Source organism: Nannocystis sp., assembly GCF_016714285.1.
Lineage (GTDB): Bacteria > Myxococcota_A > Polyangia > Nannocystales > Nannocystaceae > Nannocystis.
The window spans coordinates 516,946-538,117 of the sequence record NZ_JADJNN010000001.1; the positions used below are offsets into that span (position 1 = coordinate 516,946).

The 21,172-nt window shown below is 73.7% G+C and carries 15 protein-coding genes; 4 read left to right on the forward strand and 11 right to left on the reverse strand.

The features are described from left to right. Positions 1-40 precede the first annotated feature (40 nt). The 4 genes from IPJ59_RS02160 to IPJ59_RS02175 all read right to left on the reverse strand — a co-directional run bounded on the left by IPJ59_RS02160 (position 41) and on the right by IPJ59_RS02175 (position 8,427). Complete coding sequence (locus IPJ59_RS02160; protein ID WP_293269547.1) at positions 41-4,597, reverse strand: serine/threonine-protein kinase; 4,557 nt, start codon at positions 4,595-4,597, stop codon at positions 41-43. A 221-nt stretch (positions 4,598-4,818) separates the two neighbouring features. Continuing rightward, positions 4,819-5,607: an SDR family NAD(P)-dependent oxidoreductase gene (locus IPJ59_RS02165; protein WP_293269548.1), complete on the reverse strand. Its 789-nt coding sequence runs from the start codon at positions 5,605-5,607 to the stop codon at positions 4,819-4,821. Between the two features lie 58 nt (positions 5,608-5,665). Next, entirely contained in the window at positions 5,666-7,471 is a 1,806-nt protein-coding gene (locus IPJ59_RS02170; RefSeq protein ID WP_293254278.1) for a SpoIIE family protein phosphatase, read from the reverse strand. A 122-nt stretch (positions 7,472-7,593) separates the two neighbouring features. Beyond that, entirely contained in the window at positions 7,594-8,427 is an 834-nt protein-coding gene (locus IPJ59_RS02175; RefSeq protein ID WP_293254280.1) for a metal-dependent hydrolase, read from the reverse strand. Between the two features lie 98 nt (positions 8,428-8,525). Between IPJ59_RS02175 and IPJ59_RS02180 the strand changes: the two genes are divergently transcribed. Next, complete coding sequence (locus IPJ59_RS02180) at positions 8,526-9,140, forward strand: TetR/AcrR family transcriptional regulator (protein ID WP_293254282.1); 615 nt, start codon at positions 8,526-8,528, stop codon at positions 9,138-9,140. Positions 9,141-9,218: 78 nt separating this feature from the next. After that, positions 9,219-10,010, forward strand: a complete 792-nt coding sequence (locus IPJ59_RS02185; RefSeq protein ID WP_293269549.1) for a hypothetical protein — start codon at positions 9,219-9,221, stop codon at positions 10,008-10,010. A gap of 120 nt (positions 10,011-10,130) precedes the next feature. On the opposite strand, the gene IPJ59_RS02190 is transcribed toward IPJ59_RS02185, so the two are convergent. Next, positions 10,131-10,997: a hypothetical protein gene (locus IPJ59_RS02190; RefSeq protein WP_293254286.1), complete on the reverse strand. Its 867-nt coding sequence runs from the start codon at positions 10,995-10,997 to the stop codon at positions 10,131-10,133. A 207-nt stretch (positions 10,998-11,204) separates the two neighbouring features. Between IPJ59_RS02190 and IPJ59_RS02195 the strand changes: the two genes are divergently transcribed. After that, positions 11,205-12,149, forward strand: a complete 945-nt coding sequence (locus IPJ59_RS02195; RefSeq protein WP_293254288.1) for an aromatic ring-hydroxylating oxygenase subunit alpha — start codon at positions 11,205-11,207, stop codon at positions 12,147-12,149. Here the strand turns inward: IPJ59_RS02195 and IPJ59_RS02200 are convergent. The 5 genes from IPJ59_RS02200 to IPJ59_RS02220 all read right to left on the reverse strand — a co-directional run bounded on the left by IPJ59_RS02200 (position 12,141) and on the right by IPJ59_RS02220 (position 18,818). After that, positions 12,141-13,382, reverse strand: coding sequence for an MbnB/TglH/ChrH family RiPP precursor modification enzyme (locus IPJ59_RS02200; protein ID WP_293269551.1), 1,242 nt, complete (start codon positions 13,380-13,382; stop codon positions 12,141-12,143). The genes IPJ59_RS02195 and IPJ59_RS02200 overlap by 9 nt on opposite strands. Then, entirely contained in the window at positions 13,379-14,272 is an 894-nt protein-coding gene (locus IPJ59_RS02205; protein WP_293254292.1) for a hypothetical protein, read from the reverse strand. The genes IPJ59_RS02200 and IPJ59_RS02205 overlap by 4 nt, the downstream gene beginning before the upstream one ends. Positions 14,273-14,465: 193 nt before the next feature. Next, positions 14,466-16,040: a 3,4-dehydroadipyl-CoA semialdehyde dehydrogenase gene (locus IPJ59_RS02210; RefSeq protein ID WP_293269552.1), complete on the reverse strand. Its 1,575-nt coding sequence runs from the start codon at positions 16,038-16,040 to the stop codon at positions 14,466-14,468. Between the two features lie 189 nt (positions 16,041-16,229). Further along, on the reverse strand, positions 16,230-16,757 hold the full coding sequence (locus IPJ59_RS02215; RefSeq protein WP_293269553.1) for a hypothetical protein: 528 nt from the start codon (positions 16,755-16,757) through the stop codon (positions 16,230-16,232). A 108-nt stretch (positions 16,758-16,865) separates the two neighbouring features. Then, a complete protein-coding gene (locus IPJ59_RS02220; RefSeq protein WP_293269554.1) occupies positions 16,866-18,818 on the reverse strand; it encodes an aconitase family protein in 1,953 nt (650 codons plus the stop codon). A 206-nt stretch (positions 18,819-19,024) separates the two neighbouring features. Here IPJ59_RS02220 and IPJ59_RS02225 point away from each other — a divergent pair, with 206 nt between their 5' ends. Next, positions 19,025-19,951, forward strand: coding sequence for a class I SAM-dependent methyltransferase (locus tag IPJ59_RS02225; RefSeq protein ID WP_293269555.1), 927 nt, complete (start codon positions 19,025-19,027; stop codon positions 19,949-19,951). A 73-nt stretch (positions 19,952-20,024) separates the two neighbouring features. Here the strand turns inward: IPJ59_RS02225 and IPJ59_RS02230 are convergent, their stop codons facing one another. Beyond that, entirely contained in the window at positions 20,025-21,170 is a 1,146-nt protein-coding gene (locus tag IPJ59_RS02230) for an FHA domain-containing protein (protein WP_293269556.1), read from the reverse strand. Positions 21,171-21,172: the final 2 nt, after the last annotated feature.

The following is a 21,172-nucleotide window of genomic DNA, read 5'->3' on the forward strand; positions in this document are numbered from 1 at the left end:
TGTCCTGGCGCGGCGCGAGGGCGGCGTGGCGGGGCAAGGCTCAAGGGGTCGGCGCTGCGGCGGTCGCCACAGGGGCGAACACGCCGCGCCACGCGGGGTCGTCGCGGAGGGCCGCGAGCTCGGGGTCGTCGCGCAGCTGCTCGCTGATCAGCGCGGGGGTCGGCGAGGTGGCGACGGCGATGCTGGCGAAGCGGAGGGCCTCGCCTGGGTCGGTGGCGGCGAGCGCCCGTGCGGCCATGAGCCACACCGGGGCGACGATGTGGCGGGCCTCGCCGGGGGGCACGTGATCGAGGAGCAGGGCGGCGGCGCGCAGGTCCTCGCGGGCGCGCTCGTCGGCGCCGAGGCGCAGCCATGAACGGCCGCGCAGGGCCAGCAGGCGGCACTTGAGGGCCCACTCGCCCTGGCTTCGCGGGGCGAAGCCGGCGAGGTCGGCGAGGTCTTCGGTGAGCTGGCGGTGGAGGTAGGCGTCGTAGCGGTGGTGGTGGATCGCCTGGGCCCAGGCGTCGGCGTAGGCGGCGAAGAAGCGCGGGCCGAGCAGCTCGCGCAGCGCGGCGCCCATGCTCGTGGGGCGCAGGTGGAGCAGGCGCGCGAGGGCTGGCGCGAGCGGGTGAAGGTCGGGCTGCGGATCGGGCTGCGCGCTGGGCCCGGCGCCTGGCGGCGTGCGGGTGGCGTCGGCGGGTGGTGGCAGGGCGCGGCGCAGGGCGGCGACGGCGTCGGCGCTTTGGTGCAGGTCGTCGCGGGCGACGGCCTCCCAGATCGGGATGCGCGGGTCGTGCTCGTCGCTGAGGGCGAGCTCGGCGAGGGCGGTGAGTGGTTCGTCGTCGGCGAGGGCGCGGCGGGCCCGGGCGAGCGGACGGTCGTCGACGTCGGTGAGCAGGCGGGCGCCGTCGACGTGGATGCTGCGGATCGCGACGCGGGCCATGGCCAGCTCGACCTCGCGATCGGGGTAGCTGCCGATCGAGAGCCAGTAGCGGCCCGGCGGTGCGGGTGCGGCCGGGCCTCCGCGGTGGCGCTGCGTGGCGCCGTCGCTGCCGCTGGCGACGCAGGTCGCGGCGCCGAGGCCGGGGAGGTGTTCGATGCGCAGGTGCAGCGCTTCGCTGGCCTCGGCGGTCGCCTGCGGGTGGCTGGCGAACGAGTCCCACACGCCGTGGTGGCGGTTCCAGCACTGCAGGCTGGCGTCGACGAGGCCGCCGCCGCCGCTGGCCCGCACGCCGCTGCCGAGCCACACGCTGCCGTCGTCGCCGCGGATGACCACGCGCAGCGAGCTGCCGAGCTCGAGGTGTTCGCGGCTGAGGTCGACCTGCACGCGCAGCGGGCCGCCGTCCCAGGCGATCGCCAGGGCGGCGAGCTCGTGGGGATCTGGGAAGGCGGTGACGCGCAGGACGCCGGCCGCGGGGTCGCGGCGGACCAGGGTCGGATCCTCGATGTGCCAGGCGGGCAGCAGGGGGCGGCTGAAGTCGAGGTGGAAGCTGGCGCTCGGGCGCGCGAGCGGCTCCAGCTCGGCGAGGCGGGTGCGGGCCTGCTCGAGCAGCGCCGGGTCGCCCGTCGTCAGCTCGGCGATCGCCTGCAGGGCGGCGACGGCGTCGCCGTAGCGGCCGAGCAGGGCGGCGGCCTCGGCGGTCTTGGCGAGCGCGCGGGGGCCGAGCTCGGCGTCGGCGGTGACCTGGCGGTAGAGCTCGCCGGCCAGCGCGGCGTCGCCGTGGGCGAGGGCGATGTCGCCGGCGCGGTCGAGCAAGATCCGGCGGTGGTGGAGGTCGGCGGCGAAGTGGGCGGCGTCGCGGAGGGTGGTCGCGGCGGCGCTTCCGAGGCCGACGCGCTCGAGCTGGCTGGCGCGCTGCCAGGCGCGCTCGAGCTCGGGGGCGTCGAGCTCGGCGGGCGGGTCGATGAGGGTGCGCGGCGGACGGGGCAGCGGGGCCATGGCGTCGACGCCGGCGCCGAGGATCCACAGGTCGTCGGGGGCGTCGGTGGCGAAGGCGAGGAGCTCGCGGGCGGGGTCGTCGTCGGCGTCGAACAGGCCGACGGGGACCATGCCGCCGAGCGCGACCATCGCGAACTCGCCGTCGCTGCGCTGGCGCAGCACGAGCGCGAGGTCCCGCTGGGACTCGGGCTGGACGTCGCGCGACGCCGCGATCACGAGGTCGTCGAGGCCGTCGCCGTCGAGGTCGGCGGCCTGCATGAAGCGGCCGACCTGCAGGCCGGAGCGGCCGTCGGCGAGCGGGAAGGGGATGAAGTCGTCCTGCACCAGCTCGCGGCCGGTCCAGCGCAGCAGGTACACGCCGGCGGGCTCGCCGGTGTGCGGCGGGGCGGGGAACACCTCGCGGTTGGGGTAGGCGTCGTCCTTGGCGACGGCGATGCGCTGGCGGCCGTCGGCGCCGCGGAGGATGGCGACGCCGGCGACGCGGCCGAGGCGACGATGGGCGCGCAGCTGCAGGCCGGCGGGGCCTGGTTGGTAGAGGCGCAGGTCGTAGGCGGACCAGGCGCTGACGGCCGCGACGAGCTCGCGGGTGCCGTCGCCGTCGAGGTCGGCGGCGACGAGGCCCTCGAGGTCGGAGTTGCTGGCCTGGGTCGCCGGACGCAGGGCTGCGTCGGGGGCGGTGGTCGCGAGGTCGGGGAGGACGACGAAGCTGCGCGCGGGTGGTTCGAGGCCGAGGTAGAGGTCGGGCTGGCCGTCGTCCTGGGGGTCGAGCACGGCGACGGTGTAGGGCTTGCTGGCGCTGCGCTGCGACCACAACAGGCGCTGGTCGCCGGTGAGGTCGTACAGGCGCAGCTGCTGGCCGTCGTGCACGAGGGCGCGGGGCAGTCCGGGGACCAGGTGCGAGACGGGGCCCGGCGTGCGCTCGCGGTGGAGCGTGTGGAGGTCGTGGTCGACGAGGGTGATCTGGCTGCGGGTGCTGTCGAGGAGGACGAGGTCGTCGCGGCCGTCGCCGTTGAGATCGCAGACGGAGACCTCGCGCCCGGGCAGGCCGGTGCGGGTCATGCCGGACAGGGTTGCGAGCAGGGGGCGGGCGGCGGCCAGGTTCGCGGGCACGGCGGGGTCGCCGGGCGCGAGCAGATCGCTGGCGCGGCGGAGGTCGCGGTGGATGAGCGCCTCGTCGACGCCGAGGCCGAGGATCGCCGGGTCGTCGCCGGCGCCGCGGGCCCGCAGCTCGACGAGCGCCTGCGACAGCGGCTCCCAGGCCCAGGCGTCGCGGAAGATCGCGGCCATCGCCTGCATCGCCGCGATCTCGAGCGCGGGGTCGGTGGCCTCGGTGTAGGCGCGGGCGAAGGCGGTGAGCGCCTCGTCATGGTCCTCGGCGCGCAGGCGCCGGGCGCCGCGATCGATCCACGCCTGGGTCAGCGCGCGCGTGCCCCGGTGCTCCTCGGCGCGCACGAAGGCGGCGAAGGCGGCCTCGGCCTCGGCGCCCTCGCCGGCCTCCTCGAGGGTGGCGATGCGGGCCTGGACCACGCGCCAGTGCTGGGTTGCGAGGCGCTCGCTGCGATCGCGGGCCCAGGCGCGCTCGAGGCCGGTGTAGAGGTAGGGGAGGCCGATGGCGCAGGCGACGACGAAGGCGACGAGGCCGGCCATGCGCAGCGCCTGGCCGCGGGCCACCGCCGGGTCGGCGGCGAGGGCCGCGAGCAGCGTCGGGAGGTCCTTCCACCTGTCCGCAGGGACAGGCTGGAGGCCGCGCACGAGGATCTGGCGCAGCCACGACGGGACCTGCACGCCGAGCGGCGCGGGTCGGATCACGCCGGCGCGGACGTTGGCGACCAGCTCGCCGTAGTTCTGGCCGGCGAAGGGACGCTCGCCGTAGAGCGCCTCATAGAGGGCGACGCAGAAGCTGAAGATGTCGGTGCGGGCGTCGGTGCCGGTGCCCTCATGTTGTTCGGCGGCCATGTAGGCCGGGGTGCCGAGGAGCGTGCCGGCGAGGGTCATCGACGAGATCAGGCGCTGGACCGAGGCGCGTGGGTGCGGGGCGCTGCCGGGGCGCTCGCCGGGTTCGTGGTCGGTGGCGCTGCGGGCGAGGCCGAAGTCGAAGACGCAGACGCGGCCGTCGTTGCCGACCATGACGTTCTCGGGCTTGAAGTCGCGGTGGATCAGGCCGACGGCGTGGGCGGCCGCCAGCCCGCGCCCGGCCTGCGTGAACACGCGGAGGATCTCGGCGCGCGGGCGCGGCTGCTCCTCGAGCCAGCCGCGCAGCGTGGTGCCGGTGATGAACTCCATGGCGATGTAGATCTGGCCGTCGCCGGTGGTGCCGACGTCGTGGACGCCGACCACGTTGGGGTGCGAGAGGCGGGCCAGCGCCTGGGCCTCGCGCAGCAGCCGACCCTGGCCCTCGGGGTCGCCCTGGCGGTCGCGCAGGACCTTGATCGCGACCTTGCGGTCGAGCGACTCATCGAAGGCGGCGTAGACGACGCCCATGCCGCCGGCGCCGAGCTTGCGCAGCACGGTGTAGCGGCCGACGCGGGGCTGCTCGCCGTCGTCGCGGGTGCTGTCGAGGGGGAGCTGCGGGGCCGCGTGCAGCGAGGGGTCGGTGATCTCGTCCCACGCGACCTGCCGCGGCGGGTCACCGCGCGGCATCAGCGTGGTCTCGAGGTCGCGGGGCACCGGCCGCGTCATGCAAGGGGGAGCCTAGCGCACCCGCACCGACCCTGGGGCGCGGCGTGGTGGGCAGTGCCGCGCCTACCTGTCCCTCAAGACATGTGTGCTCAGGATGTCCTTTGGGGCAGGTCGCCAAACGGGCGCAGAACGGGCGTCGGAGGCGGGCTGCGGCGTGAGGATGGCGGACCACGCCTGGGTTCGACAGACGACAGCGAAGCTCAAGCGGGGCGCTGCGCAATTCAATCGCTGGACGGCGGCGTGAGCTCGGGGCGGAGCGCGGGTGTGAAGCGGGCCAGCACCCACGCGGTGACGCCGGGGAACCAGCGAGCGAGGTGGTAGAAGCGCGGGTAGATGACGCGGGCCTGGCGGCGCTCGGCGGCGCGGCGGATCCGCCTGGCGAGCACGGCGGGGTCGCCGGTGGGGATGCGCTCGGTGAGCAGGCTCGGGACGAACTTGGCGCGCGCGGCGGCCTCCATGTCGCTGTGGACCGGGCCGGGGTAGACGGTGAGCACGTGCACGCCGCTGCGGCCGAGCTCGCCGCGCAGCGCCTCGCTGGCGCTGGCCAGGCCGCCTTTGGCGGCGCAGTAGTAGAACATGCCGGGGGTCGGCGCGAGCGCGGCCATCGAGCAGACGTTGACGATGCAACCACGTCGGCGCGCGAGCATGCCGGGGAGGACGGCGAGGCACAGGCGCAGCGGCGCGAGCAGGTCGACGGCGAGCAGGGCCTCGGCTGCGGCGAGCTCGGTGTCGACGCTGTGGCCGACGATCTGCACGCCGGCGTTGTTGACGAGGACGTCGACCGGGCCGAGCGCGGCCTCGGCTTCGGCGAGCCAGACGGTGGCGTTGCCCAGGTCGCTGAGGTCGGCCGCGACCACGTGGGTCGGCACGGCGAGCGAGGCGGCGAGCGGCTCGAGCAGGGCGCGGCGCCGGGCGACCAGGGTGACGCTCGCGCCGCGGGCCGCGTACTCGCGGGCGATGGCGGCGCCGATGCCGGCCGATGCCCCCGTGACGACGACGTGGAACGGCATGCGCGGCGGAGGGTAGGGGATCGCCGATGGGGTGTCGAGCGGGAGCGCCGGTGCGGTGCTACACGCTCTCTCGGGTCATGCGCAGCGGCGGTCCGGCGAGGGCGAGGATGAAGCTGATGTCGTCGGAGGCCAGCGCCTTGCCGCGGAACGCCGCGAGGCGTTGATGCAGCTGCGTGGCGATCTCGGAGGCGCGTCGGCGGGGCCCGAGGTTGCGCCGGATCTCCGCGAGGTAGCGGGTCACGCCCTCGACGCCGAGCATCTGCCCGGCCTCGTCGAACAGCTCGGAGAGGCCGTCGCTGTAGAGCGCCAGCATCTCGCCGGACTGCAGGCGGTCCTGGCCGACCTTGAGCTCGATCTCCATCAGGCCGAGGGGCACCTCCTCGTGGCACTTGAGCTCGCGGGTGCGGCCGTCGGGGGTGACGATGAGGGGGGTCGGGTGGCCGCAGTTGATCGCCTCGACGCGGCCGGTGCGGGGGTCGAGGATCGCGGCGGCGACGGTGACGGAGGTCGACGCGAACCAGGTGTCGATGAGGTGGCGGTTGAGGGTCTGGACGATGTCGATGAGGGACAGGCCGAGGCGCACGGACATGTGCACCGCGGTGTGGAGGCCCGAGGCGATGAGGGCGGCGTCCATGCCCTTGCCGGCGACGTCCATCACCGTGACGAGGACGCGGCCGTCGGCGGTCGGGAGGGCGTCGACGTAGTCGCCGCCGACGCCCTTGAAGGGGACGAAGCCGACGCCGACGTCGAGGTCGCCGCGGGTGAAGTCCTCCGGGACCAGGCGCATCTGGATCTCGCTGGCGCGGCGCAGCTCCTCCTCGAGCAGGGCCTGGGTCTGGGCGGCCTCGCGGGCGATCCACGCGGCCTCGGCCTGGCGGTAGAGCGAGGCCGCGAGCGAGACGAGGGCCAGCCACTCGGCGGTGCCGTACTGGCCCGGGAACATCACGTAGAGGATCTCCATGTGGCTGGCGTCGCTGCGCAGCGGGCAGGCGACGGCGGAGATCGCGAGGCCGCTGGCGGCCATCGACATCTGGACCATGTCCTTGCCGATCTGGCGCTTGCTCGAGGCGAGCACGGCGGACTCGCCGGCGACCACGGCGCGCAGGACGGAGCGCGAGATGTGGGGCGGCTCGGGGGCGCCGAGGCCTGGGTGCCCGAGGCCTGGCAGACCGGTGCCCGGGCCAGCACCGGGGCCAACACCGGGGCCGCCGAAACCAGGACCGAAGCTGGCCGGGCCGTGCGACGGGGTGGTCGGGCCGGTGGATGGGAGCACCGGGCCGAGCAGGATCTCGGGCTCGGCGTTGGCGTCGGTGCGGGCGACGTGGAGCAGCATCGCCGCGGTGCCGTTGAAGGTCTTGCCGACCATGAGGGCGGCGAGCTGGGCCTGGCGCAGCTCGAGGTTGGCCTCGCTGAGGAGCTCGCCGCTGAAGGCCATCAACTTCGACAGGTGGCTCGCGTCGATCTTGGGCGGGGCGAGCTCGTGGAGGGTGCGGACGGGGCCGTAGGCGGCGGCGTCCATCATCGTCACGGCGGTCTTCGGGCGCGCCTGGGGCGGGCGGCTGAGGGCCGAGTGTTCGCTGCGGTAGAGCATCTCGAACACGTCGATCTGCAGGACGTCGCCGGGCTGGAGCGGGCGCTCGCCGTTGACGCGCACGCCGTTGACGCCGGTGCCGTTGCGGCTGCCGAGGTCGCGCACCGACCACGCGTCGCCGTGGGCGACGAGCTCGGCGTGCTGGCGCGAGACGGAGTCGGAGGCGAGCACCACGTCGCAGTCGGGTGAGCGGCCGATGACGACGCGCGAGCCGGACAGGTGGGTGTTGGCCACCAGGTTGTTCTCCTTGCGGATCTGCAGCCAGCCGCTCATGCGCCTGGCGACGATACACCAAAGCCGGCGTCGGTCGGCGCGCGCTGGGTGGGCGAGGCGAGGCGGGCCCCCGGGGGTGAGCGCTCACGCGCAGGGGGGGCGGTGGGACCCGCCCGCATGCTTCACGCGGCGGCTCGCTCGATGCGCGCGAGGTAGCTGCGCGCGAGGGCGAGGTTGTCGGTCTGCCAGGGGTGGAAGTCGCGGCGCAGGTACTCACGCATGCCGCGGAGGAACACGCGCCGGCCGAGCGGGTTCTGCTGCATCGAGGCCCGCAGCTGGCGCAGGATCTCACGCAGGCCGAGGCCCTTCTCCTGGCGCAGCAGCATGGAGGCGCCGAGGAACCAGAAGCCGACGAGGGTGGTCGTGGCCATGAACATGCCGGCGACGCGGAGGGCGTAGCTGGCGTCGACGCGCTGCAGGACGTCGAAGGCGACGGCCTTGTGCTCGATCTCCTCGCAGGCGTGCCAGCACAGCAGCTCGCGCATGCCGGGGTGGACCCGCTCGAGCAGGCCGTGCTCGAGGGCGTTCTCCGCCATGATCGCGGTGTAGTGCTCGAGCGCCGCGGTGGTCGCGAGCCGCAGCTTGTGCGGGCTCAGGCGCTCGATGCCGAGGAAGGCGATCTTCTTGTAGATCGCGAGGAAGCGGCGGATGTCGTAGCCTTGGCGCTCCATCCACAGGAACACCTTCTCGTGCTCGTGGGCGTGGCGGCCCTCCTGGGCGTAGAAGCCCTTGATCTGGGCCTTGAGCTCGGGGTCGTCGATCTGATCGGCGTAGTGCTTGACGGCCCGGACGAAGAAGCGCTCGCCCATCGGGAAGATGAGGTGCAGCGCGTTGCCCATGTGCGTCGGCACGACCGCGTCGGCCACCCAGTAGCGGGGGATGCTGTCGTCGAACTCGAAGCCCATCACTCTCGGGCGGATCTCCCCCAAGTCCCTCGGCGCCTGCGTCGTCGTCATCGCGGACCTCCTTGCTGGGCCGAGAGTACGCGCTATTGAATCAAAGTCAATAGTCGAAAATGTGGGGCGGGAGCCCCTTGGGGCTATCCTCCGCGGCCGTGCCATCGCCACCCCGCAGCAGCCGCGAGCGCGCCCGCCTTCAGGTCGACGAGCGCCGCAGCCAGCTGCTGGAGCTGGGGCTGCAGCTGTTTAGCGATCACAGCTACGACGAGCTGAGCATCGATGACATCGCCAGGGCGGCGGGCATCTCGAAGGGGCTCCTCTATCACTACTTCCCGAGCAAGCGCGACTACTACGTGGAGGTGGTGCGGCGCGCGGCGGGGCAGCTGATCGAGCGCACGGACGCGGCGTCGCAGGAGGTGTCCGTCGAGGCGCTGCACGGGGCCCTCGACGCGTACCTCGACTTCGTCGACCAGCACGCGCGCTCGTACGTGGCGCTGGTGCGCGGGGGGATCGGCAGCGACCCGGAGGTCGTGCAGTTGCTCGAGGCGACGCGGCGCACGCTGACCGAGCGCATCGTCTCGCGGATCAGCGCCGACGAGCCGCCGCCGCTGCTGCGCCTGGCGCTGCGCGGGTGGATCGGGCTGGTCGAGTCGGCCAGCCTCGACTGGCTCGACCGCCGGGAGGTGCCGCGGGAGCAGCTGCGCGGGCTGCTCGAGCAGATGCTGGTGGCGACGATCATGGCGGCCGGGGTCACGCCGCCGGTGCTGTGAGCCGGGCTGGCGCCGCTGGTGTTGTCGGCCGGGGCGGCGCTTGCGAGCGGGCGGCGCTCGCGGCTAAGGTCGCCGCCAATGACCAGCCACTTCTCATGCATCGGCATCGAGCTCGAGTCCGCGGACGACATGGAGGCGCTGGTCGATCGCATCAGCGACGCGGCGGAGTCGGTGCAGGTGCCGGGCGGGATGTACCTGGTGTGGCCTGGCGACGGGCCGGAGCTGTGGCTGCAGTGCGACGCGGAGGACCAGCTGATCGGGATGACGCCGCACTTCGCCGGGCCGACGCGGATGCGGCTCGGCATCGTCGCGGCGATCGAGCGGCCGGGGCAGAGCGAGCTCGACGGTTCGTTCTACGCGTGGGCCAACCCGCCGGCGGACGACCCGGCGGCGGGCGACTACCCGCTGGTGTTCGACTGCCCGGACGCGGCGATGCACGACGAGCTCGAGCTGCCCTGCGTGGCGATGGTGCAGCTGGCGGCCTTCGCCCATCACCTCGAGATCTGGGACAGCGTGGCGGAGTTCGAGCGGGCGCGCGGCGGCGATGACACGCAGCTGTCGTCGCGGGCCTTCATTCCGGCCGGGCTGCTGCGGCAGGAGGGGGTCGAAGATCCGCCGCCGCCGGTCGCCTTCGCGATCGTCAACGGGCACGTGCTGGCGGCCGAGGTGCGCGAGAACCCGCTGACCGGGCTGCGCTACCAGTGGGCGGCGCTGGCGACCCACGGCGGGACCCTCGACATGGTCGCGCCGATGGCGATGGTGAGCCGCGAGATCCACGAGGGCAGCGTGATCTCGGGGGGGTTCTGGCTCTCGGGACAGATCGTGCAGGACGACGAGGACGAGCACGAGCACGAGCACGCGGCCAGCTGAATTGTCGAGGCGCGCCTGTCCCGGGGGACAGGCGCGCGGGTGCTTGGGACCTGTCTTGAGGGACAGGCGGACTGATCCGAAGCGATGGTCGCGGACCCGGGGGCGCGAGTTGATCGCGCTTCAGCGGCGATCATCGCCGGCGCTGCGGAGCAGCCAGCGGCTGGTTGGGTGGGCGTCGCCGAGGAGCGTGGTGAGGCCGAGGCCGAGCAGCGCGAGCACGGCGATCGCGGGCACGGCGGCGGCGACGGCGATGAGCGGGCCGGCCTCGCCCCACAGCGGATAGGCGACGACGACGGCGCAGGGTCCGACGGTCGTGGCGAGGGCGAGGACGATGCCGGCGAGGCGCGAGTTGTCGTGCCAGGCGATCGCGGCGAACAGGCCGAGCGCGGCGCAGGCGACGAAGGCGAGGCCGTGGGTGACGGCGAAGAGCTCCTCGAAGCGCTGGCCGATCGGCACGGCGGCGAGCAGCACGAGCAGTGCGAGGAGCAGGGCCACGCCGATCGACCGTGCGAGGAGGAGGCCGACGATCACGCCCGCGGGCAGGCCGGGCAGGGCGGCGCCGAGGAAGCCGCGCGGGGCGGCGCCGCGGAGCGTGGGGGTGGTGCCGGGGACTGGTCCGTCGGGCGAGCGCAGGGTGGCGCTGGTCCAGGTCAGGTCGCGGCAGCGGACGGCGCTGCGGGCGTTGAGGGGGTCCTGGAGGTCGCAATTGGTGTCGCTGGTGGTGGCGCCGAGGACGAGCTCGAGGCGCTGACCGTCGAGGGTGAAGCGGAGCGGCTCGCCGGGTGCGTCGCTGCTGCGGGCGAGCAGCTGCTCGCCGCGCACGAGATCGAGCTCGGGGCCGGTGATGCGCACGGCGAGCTGGAGCGGGGTGTGGATCACCTGGGTGCCGTCGCCGGGGACGAGGTTGAGGTGGACGCTGCCGTCGGGCACGCCGCAGGCCGCTGCGAGCAGCGCGGCGAGGAGGCAGCGGCGCGTGGGGAGGACCATGCGATCGGGATACCACGCGGCGGCGATCGTCGGCGCGTGGCGAGGCCCGTGCGAGCAATTGCAGGCGGCGATCGTCGGCGCGTGCGCGCGGTCGGGCGCGACTTCGTCGGCGCGGGCGGAGCGGCGCGGCGAGGCAGGAAGTCGGCGAGCTGGGTGGCCATCGGCATGATCCGATGTATCAAACCGTGCATCGAAACGGAGGCGAGCTTGTTCCCGAGAGACCACTGGTACGCGATCGTTGATTCGCGGGAGCTGCGGCGAGGCAAGGTGATCGGGGCGCGGCGTCTCGGGGTCGACCTCGCGATCTGGCGCGACGAGGCCGGGCAGGTGCACGCGACGGCGGACCGCTGTCCCCACCGCGGGGCCTCGTTGAGCCTCGGGCGGGTGCGGGGCGGCTGCGTGGAGTGCCCGTTCCACGGGTTTCGCTTCGACGGCGCGGGGCGCTGCGTGGCGGCGCCGTGCAACGGGGACGAGGCGCCGCGCCACCTCGACGTGCAGGCGCAGGTGCTCCGCGAGGCGCACGAATTCGTGTGGCTGTGGTGGGGCGAGCCGCGGGCGAGCTACCCCGAGCTGCCGTGGTTCCCGGAGCTCGACGCCGCGTACGTGCACGCCGGGCTCATGGCGATCGAGGCGCCGATCGACTGGATGCGCGCGGTGGAGAACCAGCTCGACTGGGCCCACCTGCCCTTCGTCCACCGCACGACGATCGGGGTCGGCGTGGCGCCGGCGATGGAGGTCGGGGCCGCGGTCGAGGGCGACCGGCTCGACACCTGGCAGGCCAACCGCGTGCGGCCAGACGGGACGCCGGAGCTCAAGATCTCGCTCGTCTTTCCCAACATCTGGATCAACCCCTTCGGCGGGCGCTGGCAGACGGGGATGATCGCGTTCGTGCCGATCGAGGCCGGGCGCTCGCGCCTGTACGTGCGGACCTACCAGCGGCGCCTGGGGATCCCGGGGCTGGCGGGGCTGGTGTCGCGGGTGATGAACCAGTTCAACAAGATCATCCTGGGTCAGGACATCCGGGTGGTGCGGAGTCAGCCGCAGGCGCCGACGCACGAGCTGAAGGATGAGCGCCTGGTGCAGTCGGACCTGGCGATCGCCCTGTTTCGCAAGGAGCTGCGGCGACGGCTGTCTCAGGCTGTCTCAGGCTGAGAAGCCGCGGTAGAGGGCGGCCTCGTCCTGGGGGAAGGCGGCGGACGGGGCGACGCTGTGGTGGTAGCGACGGAAGCGGTCGGCGAAGCCGGCGGGGTCGCGCTCGAAGTGCTCGTGGGCCGCGGGGTCGCCGTGTTGCAGGCGCTCGAAGCGGAGGCGGGCGATCAGCAGGGCGGCGAGGCGCAGGCCCGGCTGATCGATGGTGTGTAACGTGGGGTCGTCGCTCGCGGCGAGCGCGGCGAGCGGGTCGTCGGCGCCGAGGATCGCGGCGAGGCGACGCTCGTGCGTGAGGGCGGCGGCGCGGTCCTCGGGGGCGATCGCGGCGGTCGGGGTGGAGCGTGTGGGCGGGGTGCCGGGGCGGTGGAGTCGCTGCACGAGCCGCCTGGCGCGGCGCAGCTCGGCTTGCATGACGAGCTCGTCGCCGGGGCCGAGGCTGTCGTCCATGCGCTCGACGATCACCGCGCGCAGGCCGGGGCAGCGCGGGAGGACGCGCTCGAACAGCTGCCACACGGGCTCGGGGACGTGATCGTCGTGGCTGTCGAGGCGGCGCGGCGGGCCCGGGAACCATGCGGGGTCGGTGGTGCTGCCGCCCGAGAGGTGGATCTCGAGCACGCGATCGAGATCGAGGCGGGCGAGGTAGGCGCCCGGGTCGAGGCCGAGGTTCTCGGCCATGGTGTGGAGGTTGTGGAGGTCGAGCAGGAGGTGGTGATCGCCGCCGACGCAGCGGCGCACGAAGTCGGGCTCGCTCTGCGGGTCGCCGATCGTGAAGTAGAAGGCGGTGTTCTCGAGGCCCACGCAGGGGACGACGCGCTGCATGTCGGCCAGGCTGGCGCGGACGATCGCCACGCTGGTCGCGGTCATCGGCAGGCCGATCGGGAGGGCGAGCTCGTGGTCGGCGAGCACGCTGGCGCCGAGGTGATCGGTGTACCAGCGGTAGGAGAAGCGCTGCTGATCGGCGGCGAGGCGATCGAGCCAGCGCTGGCGTCGCGCGGGGCCGCCGGCGCTGCCGGGCGAGAGGCCGACGCCGTGGGCGATGAACGGGAGCGTGTGGCGGGCGGCGAGCGCGAGGAAGCGGGCGTGGTAGCCGTTGGCCCGCAGCTCGCCGCGTGGATCGAGGTACCAGGTGGTCTCGGGCGCGACCTCGAGGACGTCGACCTCGCGCTCGAGCAGCGGGGCGACGCGCTCGAGGTAGTCGAGGTTCGGGTGGAGGGCGAGGCCGATCGCGGGGGTCATCGGCCGGTGTAGAACTTGAGGAAGCGGGCGCTGCGGGGGTTGGTGTGGCCCATGCCGCACATGATGCCGCCGCGGCTGTCGGGCTCGCCCTCGACCTCGACGCCGCAGCCGGTGGCGCGGGCCCAGGGGGCGCCGTCGATCGGGCGATCGCAGAGGCGGGCGCGCACGGCCGCGGCGAGCAGGGCGTGGAGGTGGAAGCGGGTCTGGAGGTCGGGGCCGCGGGCGGCGAGCAGGGCGGTGGCGGGGGCGCGAGCGACGTCGCCGGGCTGGAGCTCGCCGAGGCTGTCTGGCAATTGCTCGAGGCGCTGCAGGTCGGCGGGCGGGAGGCTGGCGCGCTCGCTGCAGGCCTGGGCGACCAGGCGCGGGCCGTCGGCCTCGCGGGCGATCAGGCCGGCGAGGGCGGCGATGCGGGCGTCGATGCGGGCGTCGACGCTGACGTCGTCGGACCACGGGTCGTGCTCGGTGAACACGATGAGGCCGTCGATGGCGCGGGGCGGCTGATCGGGCGCGAGCACGACCATCCAGGGCTCGCGCTCGCCGGCCGCGAGCTGCAGGTCGGCGGGGCGGCGACAGACGACGTCGAAGCAGGCGAGCGGGGCGAGCTGCTCGTCGCTGCCGGCGTTGAGCAGCTCGCCGAAGGCGTGGCCGCGGCGGTACTGCTCCTCGCTGGCGCTCGGGATGACGAACACGAGCTGGGGCTTGCCGGGGCTGGCACGGCCCGGGCGACAGTCGTGCGGGTCGCTCTGCTCCGGGCCGAGGCCGAGACCGGCGAGGTCGTGCGGCTCGGGGCAGGTGCCGTGATCGAGGTTGAAGCTGCGCGACAGCCACATGGGCAGGGTGGTCGCGCCGGCACCGAGAGTGATCGCGCCGAGGAATCTGCGTCGCTGCATGGAGCGGGGAGACAGCGGTGGGGTCCGAAGGTTCCGCGGTTTTTCTGCGCTGGTGAGGCGCGCGATCGCGGCGGGCCGGTCTCTGTCCTCGGCTCGCCAGAATGCCCGACAGCGGCCGCTACCCGCCGCAGATCCGGGGGCGGATGGGCGCGCGCGTGGGTGATGGTCGGGTGCCAGGGCTGCCGAGCGGGGCTCAGGCCTTGCTGCCGAGCAGGCGGGCGAGCTGGCTGGCGCCGCCCTGGACCGCGAGTCGTTGCATGTAGAGCTCGAGGCCGAGGCGACCGCCGAGCTCGGCGCCGCCGCCGGCGTGACCGGGGCCGCCGTGGTTGGCCTGCGGGAACACGCAGCCGGGGCTGAAGGCGCCGGCGGCCGACTTCTCGTCGTTGAGGACGAGGCGGCCGAGCTGCGGGCCGATGTCGGTGACGGCGCGGGCGACGAATTCGCGGTCGTCGCTGTAGACGGTGCTGACGAGGCTGCCGCCGCCGAGGGCGACGATGCGGGCGGCCACGCTGGCGCTGCCGTCGTAGGGGAGGAGGGTGGCGACGGGGCCGAAGACCTCGAGGGCGTGGAAGCTGGCGTGGGGGTCGGCGGCGCGGGCTGGGTCGGCCTCGAGGAGGATCGGCTCGAGGAAGAAGCCCTTGCCCGCCGGGACGTCGAGGAAGGCGTGGCGCTGCGGGTCGCCGTGGACGATGCGGGCGTGCTGCTGCAGGCGGGCGACGCCGCTGCGGGCGTCGGCGAGCTGCTGGGCGGTCGAGAGCGGGCCCATCTTGACGGCCTTGCTCGCGGGGTCGCCGGTCTTGCTGGCGGTGTCGGCGAGGCGCTCGGCGAGGGCGTCGCGGAACGCGGGGAGGATGGCCTCGGGGATGAGGAGGCGGCGGGTGGCGGTGCACTTCTGGCCGGTCTTCTGGGTCAGCTCGAGGCTGGCGTCGCGCAGGGCGAGGTCCCACAGGGCGCTGCCCTCGGCGAGGTCGGGGCCGAGGACGACGGCGTTGAGGCTGTCGGCCTCGACGTTGAGGCGCAGGCCGTGGCGCAGGACGGCGGGGTGCTGGCGCAGGCGGGCGGCCGTCTCGGCGCCGCCGGTGAAGGCGACGACGTCCTGCGGGCCGAGGTGATCGAGGAGGTCCTGGGCGGGGCCCATGAGCAGCTGGAAGGCGCCGGGGGGCAGGAGCTTGGCGTCGACGATGAGCTCGGCGATGCGGTGGGCGAGGGCCGAGGTGCTGGTGGCCGGTTTGGCGAGCACGGGCATGCCGGCGAGCAGGGCCACGGCGGCCTTGCCGAGCATGCCCCAGGCCGGGAAGTTGAAGGCGTTGATGTGGACGGCGAGGCCGTGGCGGGGGACCAGGAGGTGCTGGGCGCGGACCTTGCTGGTGCGCACGAGCACGGCGGCGTCGCCCTCGAGCAGCCAGGCGCTCTCGGGCAGGGTCTCGGCGAGCTCGGCGTAGGCCGCGAGCACGCCGAGGCCGCCGTCGACGTCGAACTTGGCGTCGCCGCGGGTGTTGCCGCCGCTGGCGACGGAGAGGTCGAGGAGGGCCTCGCGGTGGCCGTGGAGGAGCTTGGCGAGGTCAGCCAGGAGGGCGCCGCGCTGGCGGAAGCTGAGGGCGCGCAGGGCCGGGCCGCCGCGATCGCGGCCGAAGCCGACGGCGTCGGCGAGCTCGCGGGCGGGGGCCACGCTGGCCAGGGGGGCCTCGGTCGCGGGGTTGACGACGGTCGCCGGGGCGGCGCTGCCCGACTTCCAGGATCCACTCAGGTAGCTGTCGAGGACGCGCATGGCGAGGGCGACCGTATGCGGTGTCGCCGCGGCGAACAAGGGCGCCGCCGCGGTGATGACGGGCGGTAGGTCACGCGATCAAGGGCTGTCTCTTGGGACAGATCAGCAGGTGTTGCGGCCTGTCCTTGGGGACAGGCCGCGGGGCGCGTCGCTCGCTCGGGGGCTGGCTTTGGGGCCAGATCGGGCGTCTCAGCGGTGCAAGGGCAGGGCCCAGGGGTCGACCAGGTCCGCGGAGCCGGCGGTCGTGCGTGGCTGGATCGGGGCGCGGCGTTCGTGGGTGGGGCGCGGGCTGGCCCACGGGTCCCGGAGGTCCTGGGCGCCGGGCGCCGGCGGTGGCTCGCTGGCGGGGCGCTGGACGAAGGGGTCGCGCAGGCCGGGCTGGGCGGACGGGGCAGGGGTGGCGCCGCGGTCGGTGGCGGCGAAGGGGTCGAGCAGCTCGCCGCGGGGCGCTGCGCCACGCTCTGGATGTGCCAGCGGCTGGTCCGCGAAGGGGTCGCGCAGCTCGCCGCGGGGCGCTTCGCCACGCTCTGGAGGTGGGTCCAGCGGCTGGTCCGCGAAGGGGTTGCGCAGCTCGCCGCGGGGCGCCGCGGGGGCCGGGCTGGGGTCGCTGGCGAAGGGGTCCTTGAGGGCAGGTCGGGCCGGGGCGGCGCCGACGACGACGACGGGGGTCGCCAGCACGAGGCCCACCAGGCCAAGCAGGAGTGATGCGCGGAGCACTTCAGCCACCATACAGGGGCTGGCGATCGGGTCAAGCGGGCGGACCGCCACGCCGCAGGTCGGGGTATGCGAACGGCGACCCATGGCCAGGTCGATGTCGGTTGTGATTCAGAGGCGGGCGGCCGCGGTGAGGGAGCGCGGGTCGGTGAGCTTGCCGGTCACGGCCGAGGCCGCGGCCACGGCCGGCGAGACGAGGTAGACCGGGCCGGGGGCGCCCATGCGGCGGTCGAAGTTGCGGTTGGTGGTGCTGGCGGTGGTCTCGCCGTCGAGCGGGATGCCGGGGCCGTTGCCGATGCAGGAGCCGCAGCCGGGCGCGGTGACGACGCAGCCGAGCTCGCGGAAGAGGGCGAGCAGGCCCTCGCGCTCGGCGTCGGCGCTGACCTCGGCGCTCGAGGGGGTGACGGTGACGCGGACGCCGGTGGCGACGGTGCGGCCGCGGAGCACGTCGGCGGCGGCGCGGAGGTCGGCGAGCGAGCCGCCGGTGCAGGAGGCGATGACGACGTTGTGGATCGGGGTGCCGACGGCGTCGGCGAGGGGCTGGCGGTTGCGCGAATCGCCGGGGGTGGCGACGGTCAGCGGGACCTCGGCGAGGTCGACCTCGATGGTGCGGACGTAGCTGGCGTCGGCGTCGGGCCAGATCATCATTCGCTCGATGGCTGCGGGCTCAAGGCCGCGTTTTTGTTGCAGGAAGTCGCGCAGGGGCTGACACGGTTCGACGATGCCGGTCATGAGGCCGCCCTCGACGGTCATGTTGGTGAGGACGCTGAGCTCGTCGACGTTCCACTGGTCGAGGCCGGGGCCGCCGATCTGAATGACGCAGGTGTCGGTGGGGGACTCGCGCCAGTGCTCCTCGCGGAAGTAGGGGTCGCCGATGAGGTGGAGGATGAGGTCCTTGGGGGTGACGATCCCGCGGGCGTCGCCGCGGACGAGGATCCGGACCGTCTTGGGGACGGTGACGGGGATCAGGCCGGTGCGCAGGGCGAAGCTCATCGCGGTCGAGCCGACCCCGAAGGCGAAGGCATTGAGGACGCCAGCGGTGGGGGTGTGGGAGTCGGTGAGGACGATGATCGTGCCGGGGAGGGCGTACTCCTCGACGACGATGCGGTGGCAGACGCCGGCCTGGTACTTCTGGCCGGGGCCGTGGACGCGGATGCCGTTCTTCTCGCAGGCGACGATCATCTCGTCACGCAGCTGGCGGGCCGAGCTGAGGCGCTGGGACTTGACGCGCAGCGGCACGGTGGGCTGGTCGATGAGGACGAAGTGGTCCTCGAAGGCGGCGGCGAGGTCGGGGTTCTTGACCGGGGTGTTGCCCCACTCCTGCTCGTAGAGGGCCATCACCATGCCGCCGGTGTACTCGTGGAAGCCGCGGAAGCCGACCTCGCAGAGGACCTGATCGCCGGGGGCGACGGCGGCGACGCCGAAGGGCTTGCCGAAGCCGGTCCAGGTGCGGGCGGCGACGATCTTCTCGGTGCAGTTGAGGGGGCGGGCGGGGGCGTCGGTGCGGTAGGTGGGGTGGAGCTCGCCGGCCAGGAGGCGGGTGCCGTAGCGGAGCAGGCCGCCGTTGGCGACGACGGCGCGGAAGAACTCGGGGAGCTCGCCAGCGAGGCCGGCGAGGTCGAGATCCTCGCCACCACGGAGGCGGTCGACGACGCTCAAGTCCGTGGTGAAGGGGAGGCCGCTATACACCATGTTTTCTTGGAAAATTCGCTGGAAGGACCGGGCCACCACGAGCTCGATGCCGGCGCCCTGATGGGCGACGACCGCGACCTCGCGGCTGCTGCCGGAGCCGTAGGCGTCGCCGCCGACGACGACCTGGAAGCCGCCGTTCTTGACGCTGTCCTTGGCGATCACCTCCTTGAAGTTCTCGAGGAAGTAGGGGCCCAGGATGTTGCCGGTGTAGCCGAGGGTGCAGGCGGCGCCGGAGATCATGCCGTCGGTGTTGACGGCGAAGTTCAGGGGTGGGGCGGCGCTGGCGGGGATCTCGAGGTCCTTGCCGGCGAGCTGGGCGCGCAGCAATTCGGGGTCGTCAGTGAGCCAGAGGATCCGTCCGCGGAGCTTCATCGGAGTCGGAGGGTGCACCGGCGCGCGCCACCCCACAAGGCCAGAAGCGGGATCGCGGCGGCGGTCGCGGGTGGTGTTTGTCACCCGTGGCGGCGGTGGTCCGGGGTGGTGTTGTCACCCGTGGCGGCGGACGATGAAATGTCACCCGTCGCGGCGGTCCTGCGCGGGGCCGGTCGAGGTCGCGCGTCGTGCTATGGTCCGCGCCGATGTTGTCCCAGCGCATGATCCTGTCCCTCTCCGTGGCCGCTTTGTTGGCCGTCTCCGGCTGCAACAAGAAGGCCGACGCGCCGCCGCAGGAGCCGCAGACGGAGGCGCCTGGCGGGGCGAGCTTGCCGGCCTCGGATCCGGCGGCCCAGGCGGTGGCGGCGGCCGATCCGGCGACGGTGGCGGGGCTCAAGGCGGTGCTGGCGGGGGACCACCGCTCGCCCGACAACAAGGCGCGCGACGCCTACCGCCACCCGCAGGAGATGCTGCTGTTCTTCGGGCTGCGCCCGGACGCGACGGTGGTCGAGCTGTGGCCGGGCGGCAACGGCTGGTTCACCGAGGTGCTGGCGCCGTTCCTGCGTGAGCGCGGCAAGCTGATCGCCACCAACTTCGACATCACCGGGCCGGCGGACTCGTACCAGACCAAGAACGGCAACAAGTTCCTGGCCAAGCTGGCGGCGGACCCGGGGCGCTACGACAAGGTCGAGGTCGTGACGGTGAAGGACACCAAGGCGCTGACGCTCGGGCCGGATGGCTCGGCGGACCTGGTGGTGACCTTCCGGAACACCCACGGCTGGGTCGAGGACGGCATCGAGGCGGACATCTACGCGGCGGTGTTCAAGGTGCTCAAGTCCGGCGGGGTGTTCGGCGTGGAGCAGCACCGGGCCAAGGCCGGTCCGGTGGCGGACGCGAAGAAGCAGGCCGAGACCGGGTACCTGCCGGAGGACTGGGTGATCGCGCGGGTCGAGGCGGCGGGCTTCAAGCTGGCGGCGAAGTCCGAGGTGAACGCGAACCCGAAGGACACCAAGGACTACGAGAAGGGCGTGTGGGCGCTGCCACCGGCGCTGCAGAACGGCGAGACGGACAAGGCGAAGTATCAGGCGATCGGGGAGAGCGATCGCATGACGCTGAAGTTCGTGAAGCCCTGAGCTCGCGGAGCGCCGACGGCGGTCGCTAGCGCAGCGACGCCGTCGACGAGCGATCAGGACCAGGCCGCGAACTTCAGGCCTGGCGGACGTGGAACAACTGCTGGCCGATCAGGACGAGGCTGCCGAAGGGGACGACGGTGCCGGAGCGGACGCGCAGGTAGGTGCCGTTCGAGGAGCCGCGATCTTCGAGGTAGACGCCGCTGTCGTCGCCGACGATGCGGCAGTGCGAGCTCGAGACGTAGCCGTCGGTGGGGAAGGTGAGGTCGCCGCGCTCGCGGCCGACGGTGAACTCGGCGCCGACGACGGGCATGGCCTCGCAGGCGCGGCCGATCTCGACGAGCACGCTGACGCGGCCCCAGTAGCCGGGGTTCGGGCTGCCCATGCGCTCGGTGCCGTCCGGGAGGACCTCGGGCTCGGGCAGGTCCTCGTAGTAGAGGAGCTCCTGGCCGACGCGGAAGGTGTCGCCGTGCTGCAGCTCGATCGAGCCCTCGATCTTGCGGTAGACGCCGTTGGTGGCGGTGAGGTCGTCGACGCGGACGCCGTCGACGGCGACGGTGAAGGCGCAGTGGCGGGGGTTGAGGTAGAGGTCGGCGTCGAAGGGGGCGCCGTAGTCGCGACCGAAGGGGATCGGGCCGTCCTCGAGGTGGAGGGTGCCGCCCTCGCTGCCGTCCTCGCGCAGGAGGTGCATGCTGGCGCGCAGGCCGGGCTTCTTGACGACGGGGATCGGCGCGGCCGCGGGGGCCGAGGCGACGACGGGGACCGGCGCGGCGACCACGGGGGCCGACGCGGCGGGGATGAGGCGGTTGCCGCAGCGGCCGCAGAACAGGAAGCCGACCGGGTTGACCATGCCGCAGCTGCTGCACGCGCTCGATGGTTGGGTCGGGGCGGCGCTCGGCGGGGTCGGGGCGGCGAGGATCGGGGCTCCGACCATCGGCGCGGCGCGGGTGGGATCGACGCCGACGAGCGGCGGGATCTGGGGCGCGGAGGGGCGGACCGGGGTCGGGCCGGTGTTGGTCTCGCTGGCGACGACGGTGCCGCCGCGCGGGACGGACACGGCGGGCCTGGCGGCGTCGGCGACCACGGTGCCGCCGGTGCGGACCGGCGTGGCGGCACCCGGTGCACCCTGGGCAGCCGACGCACCGGCGAGGCGGGCGCCGCAGCCGAGGCAGAACTTGTAGTGGTCCTGATTTTCCTTGCTGCAGTTCGAACAGATGATCACGG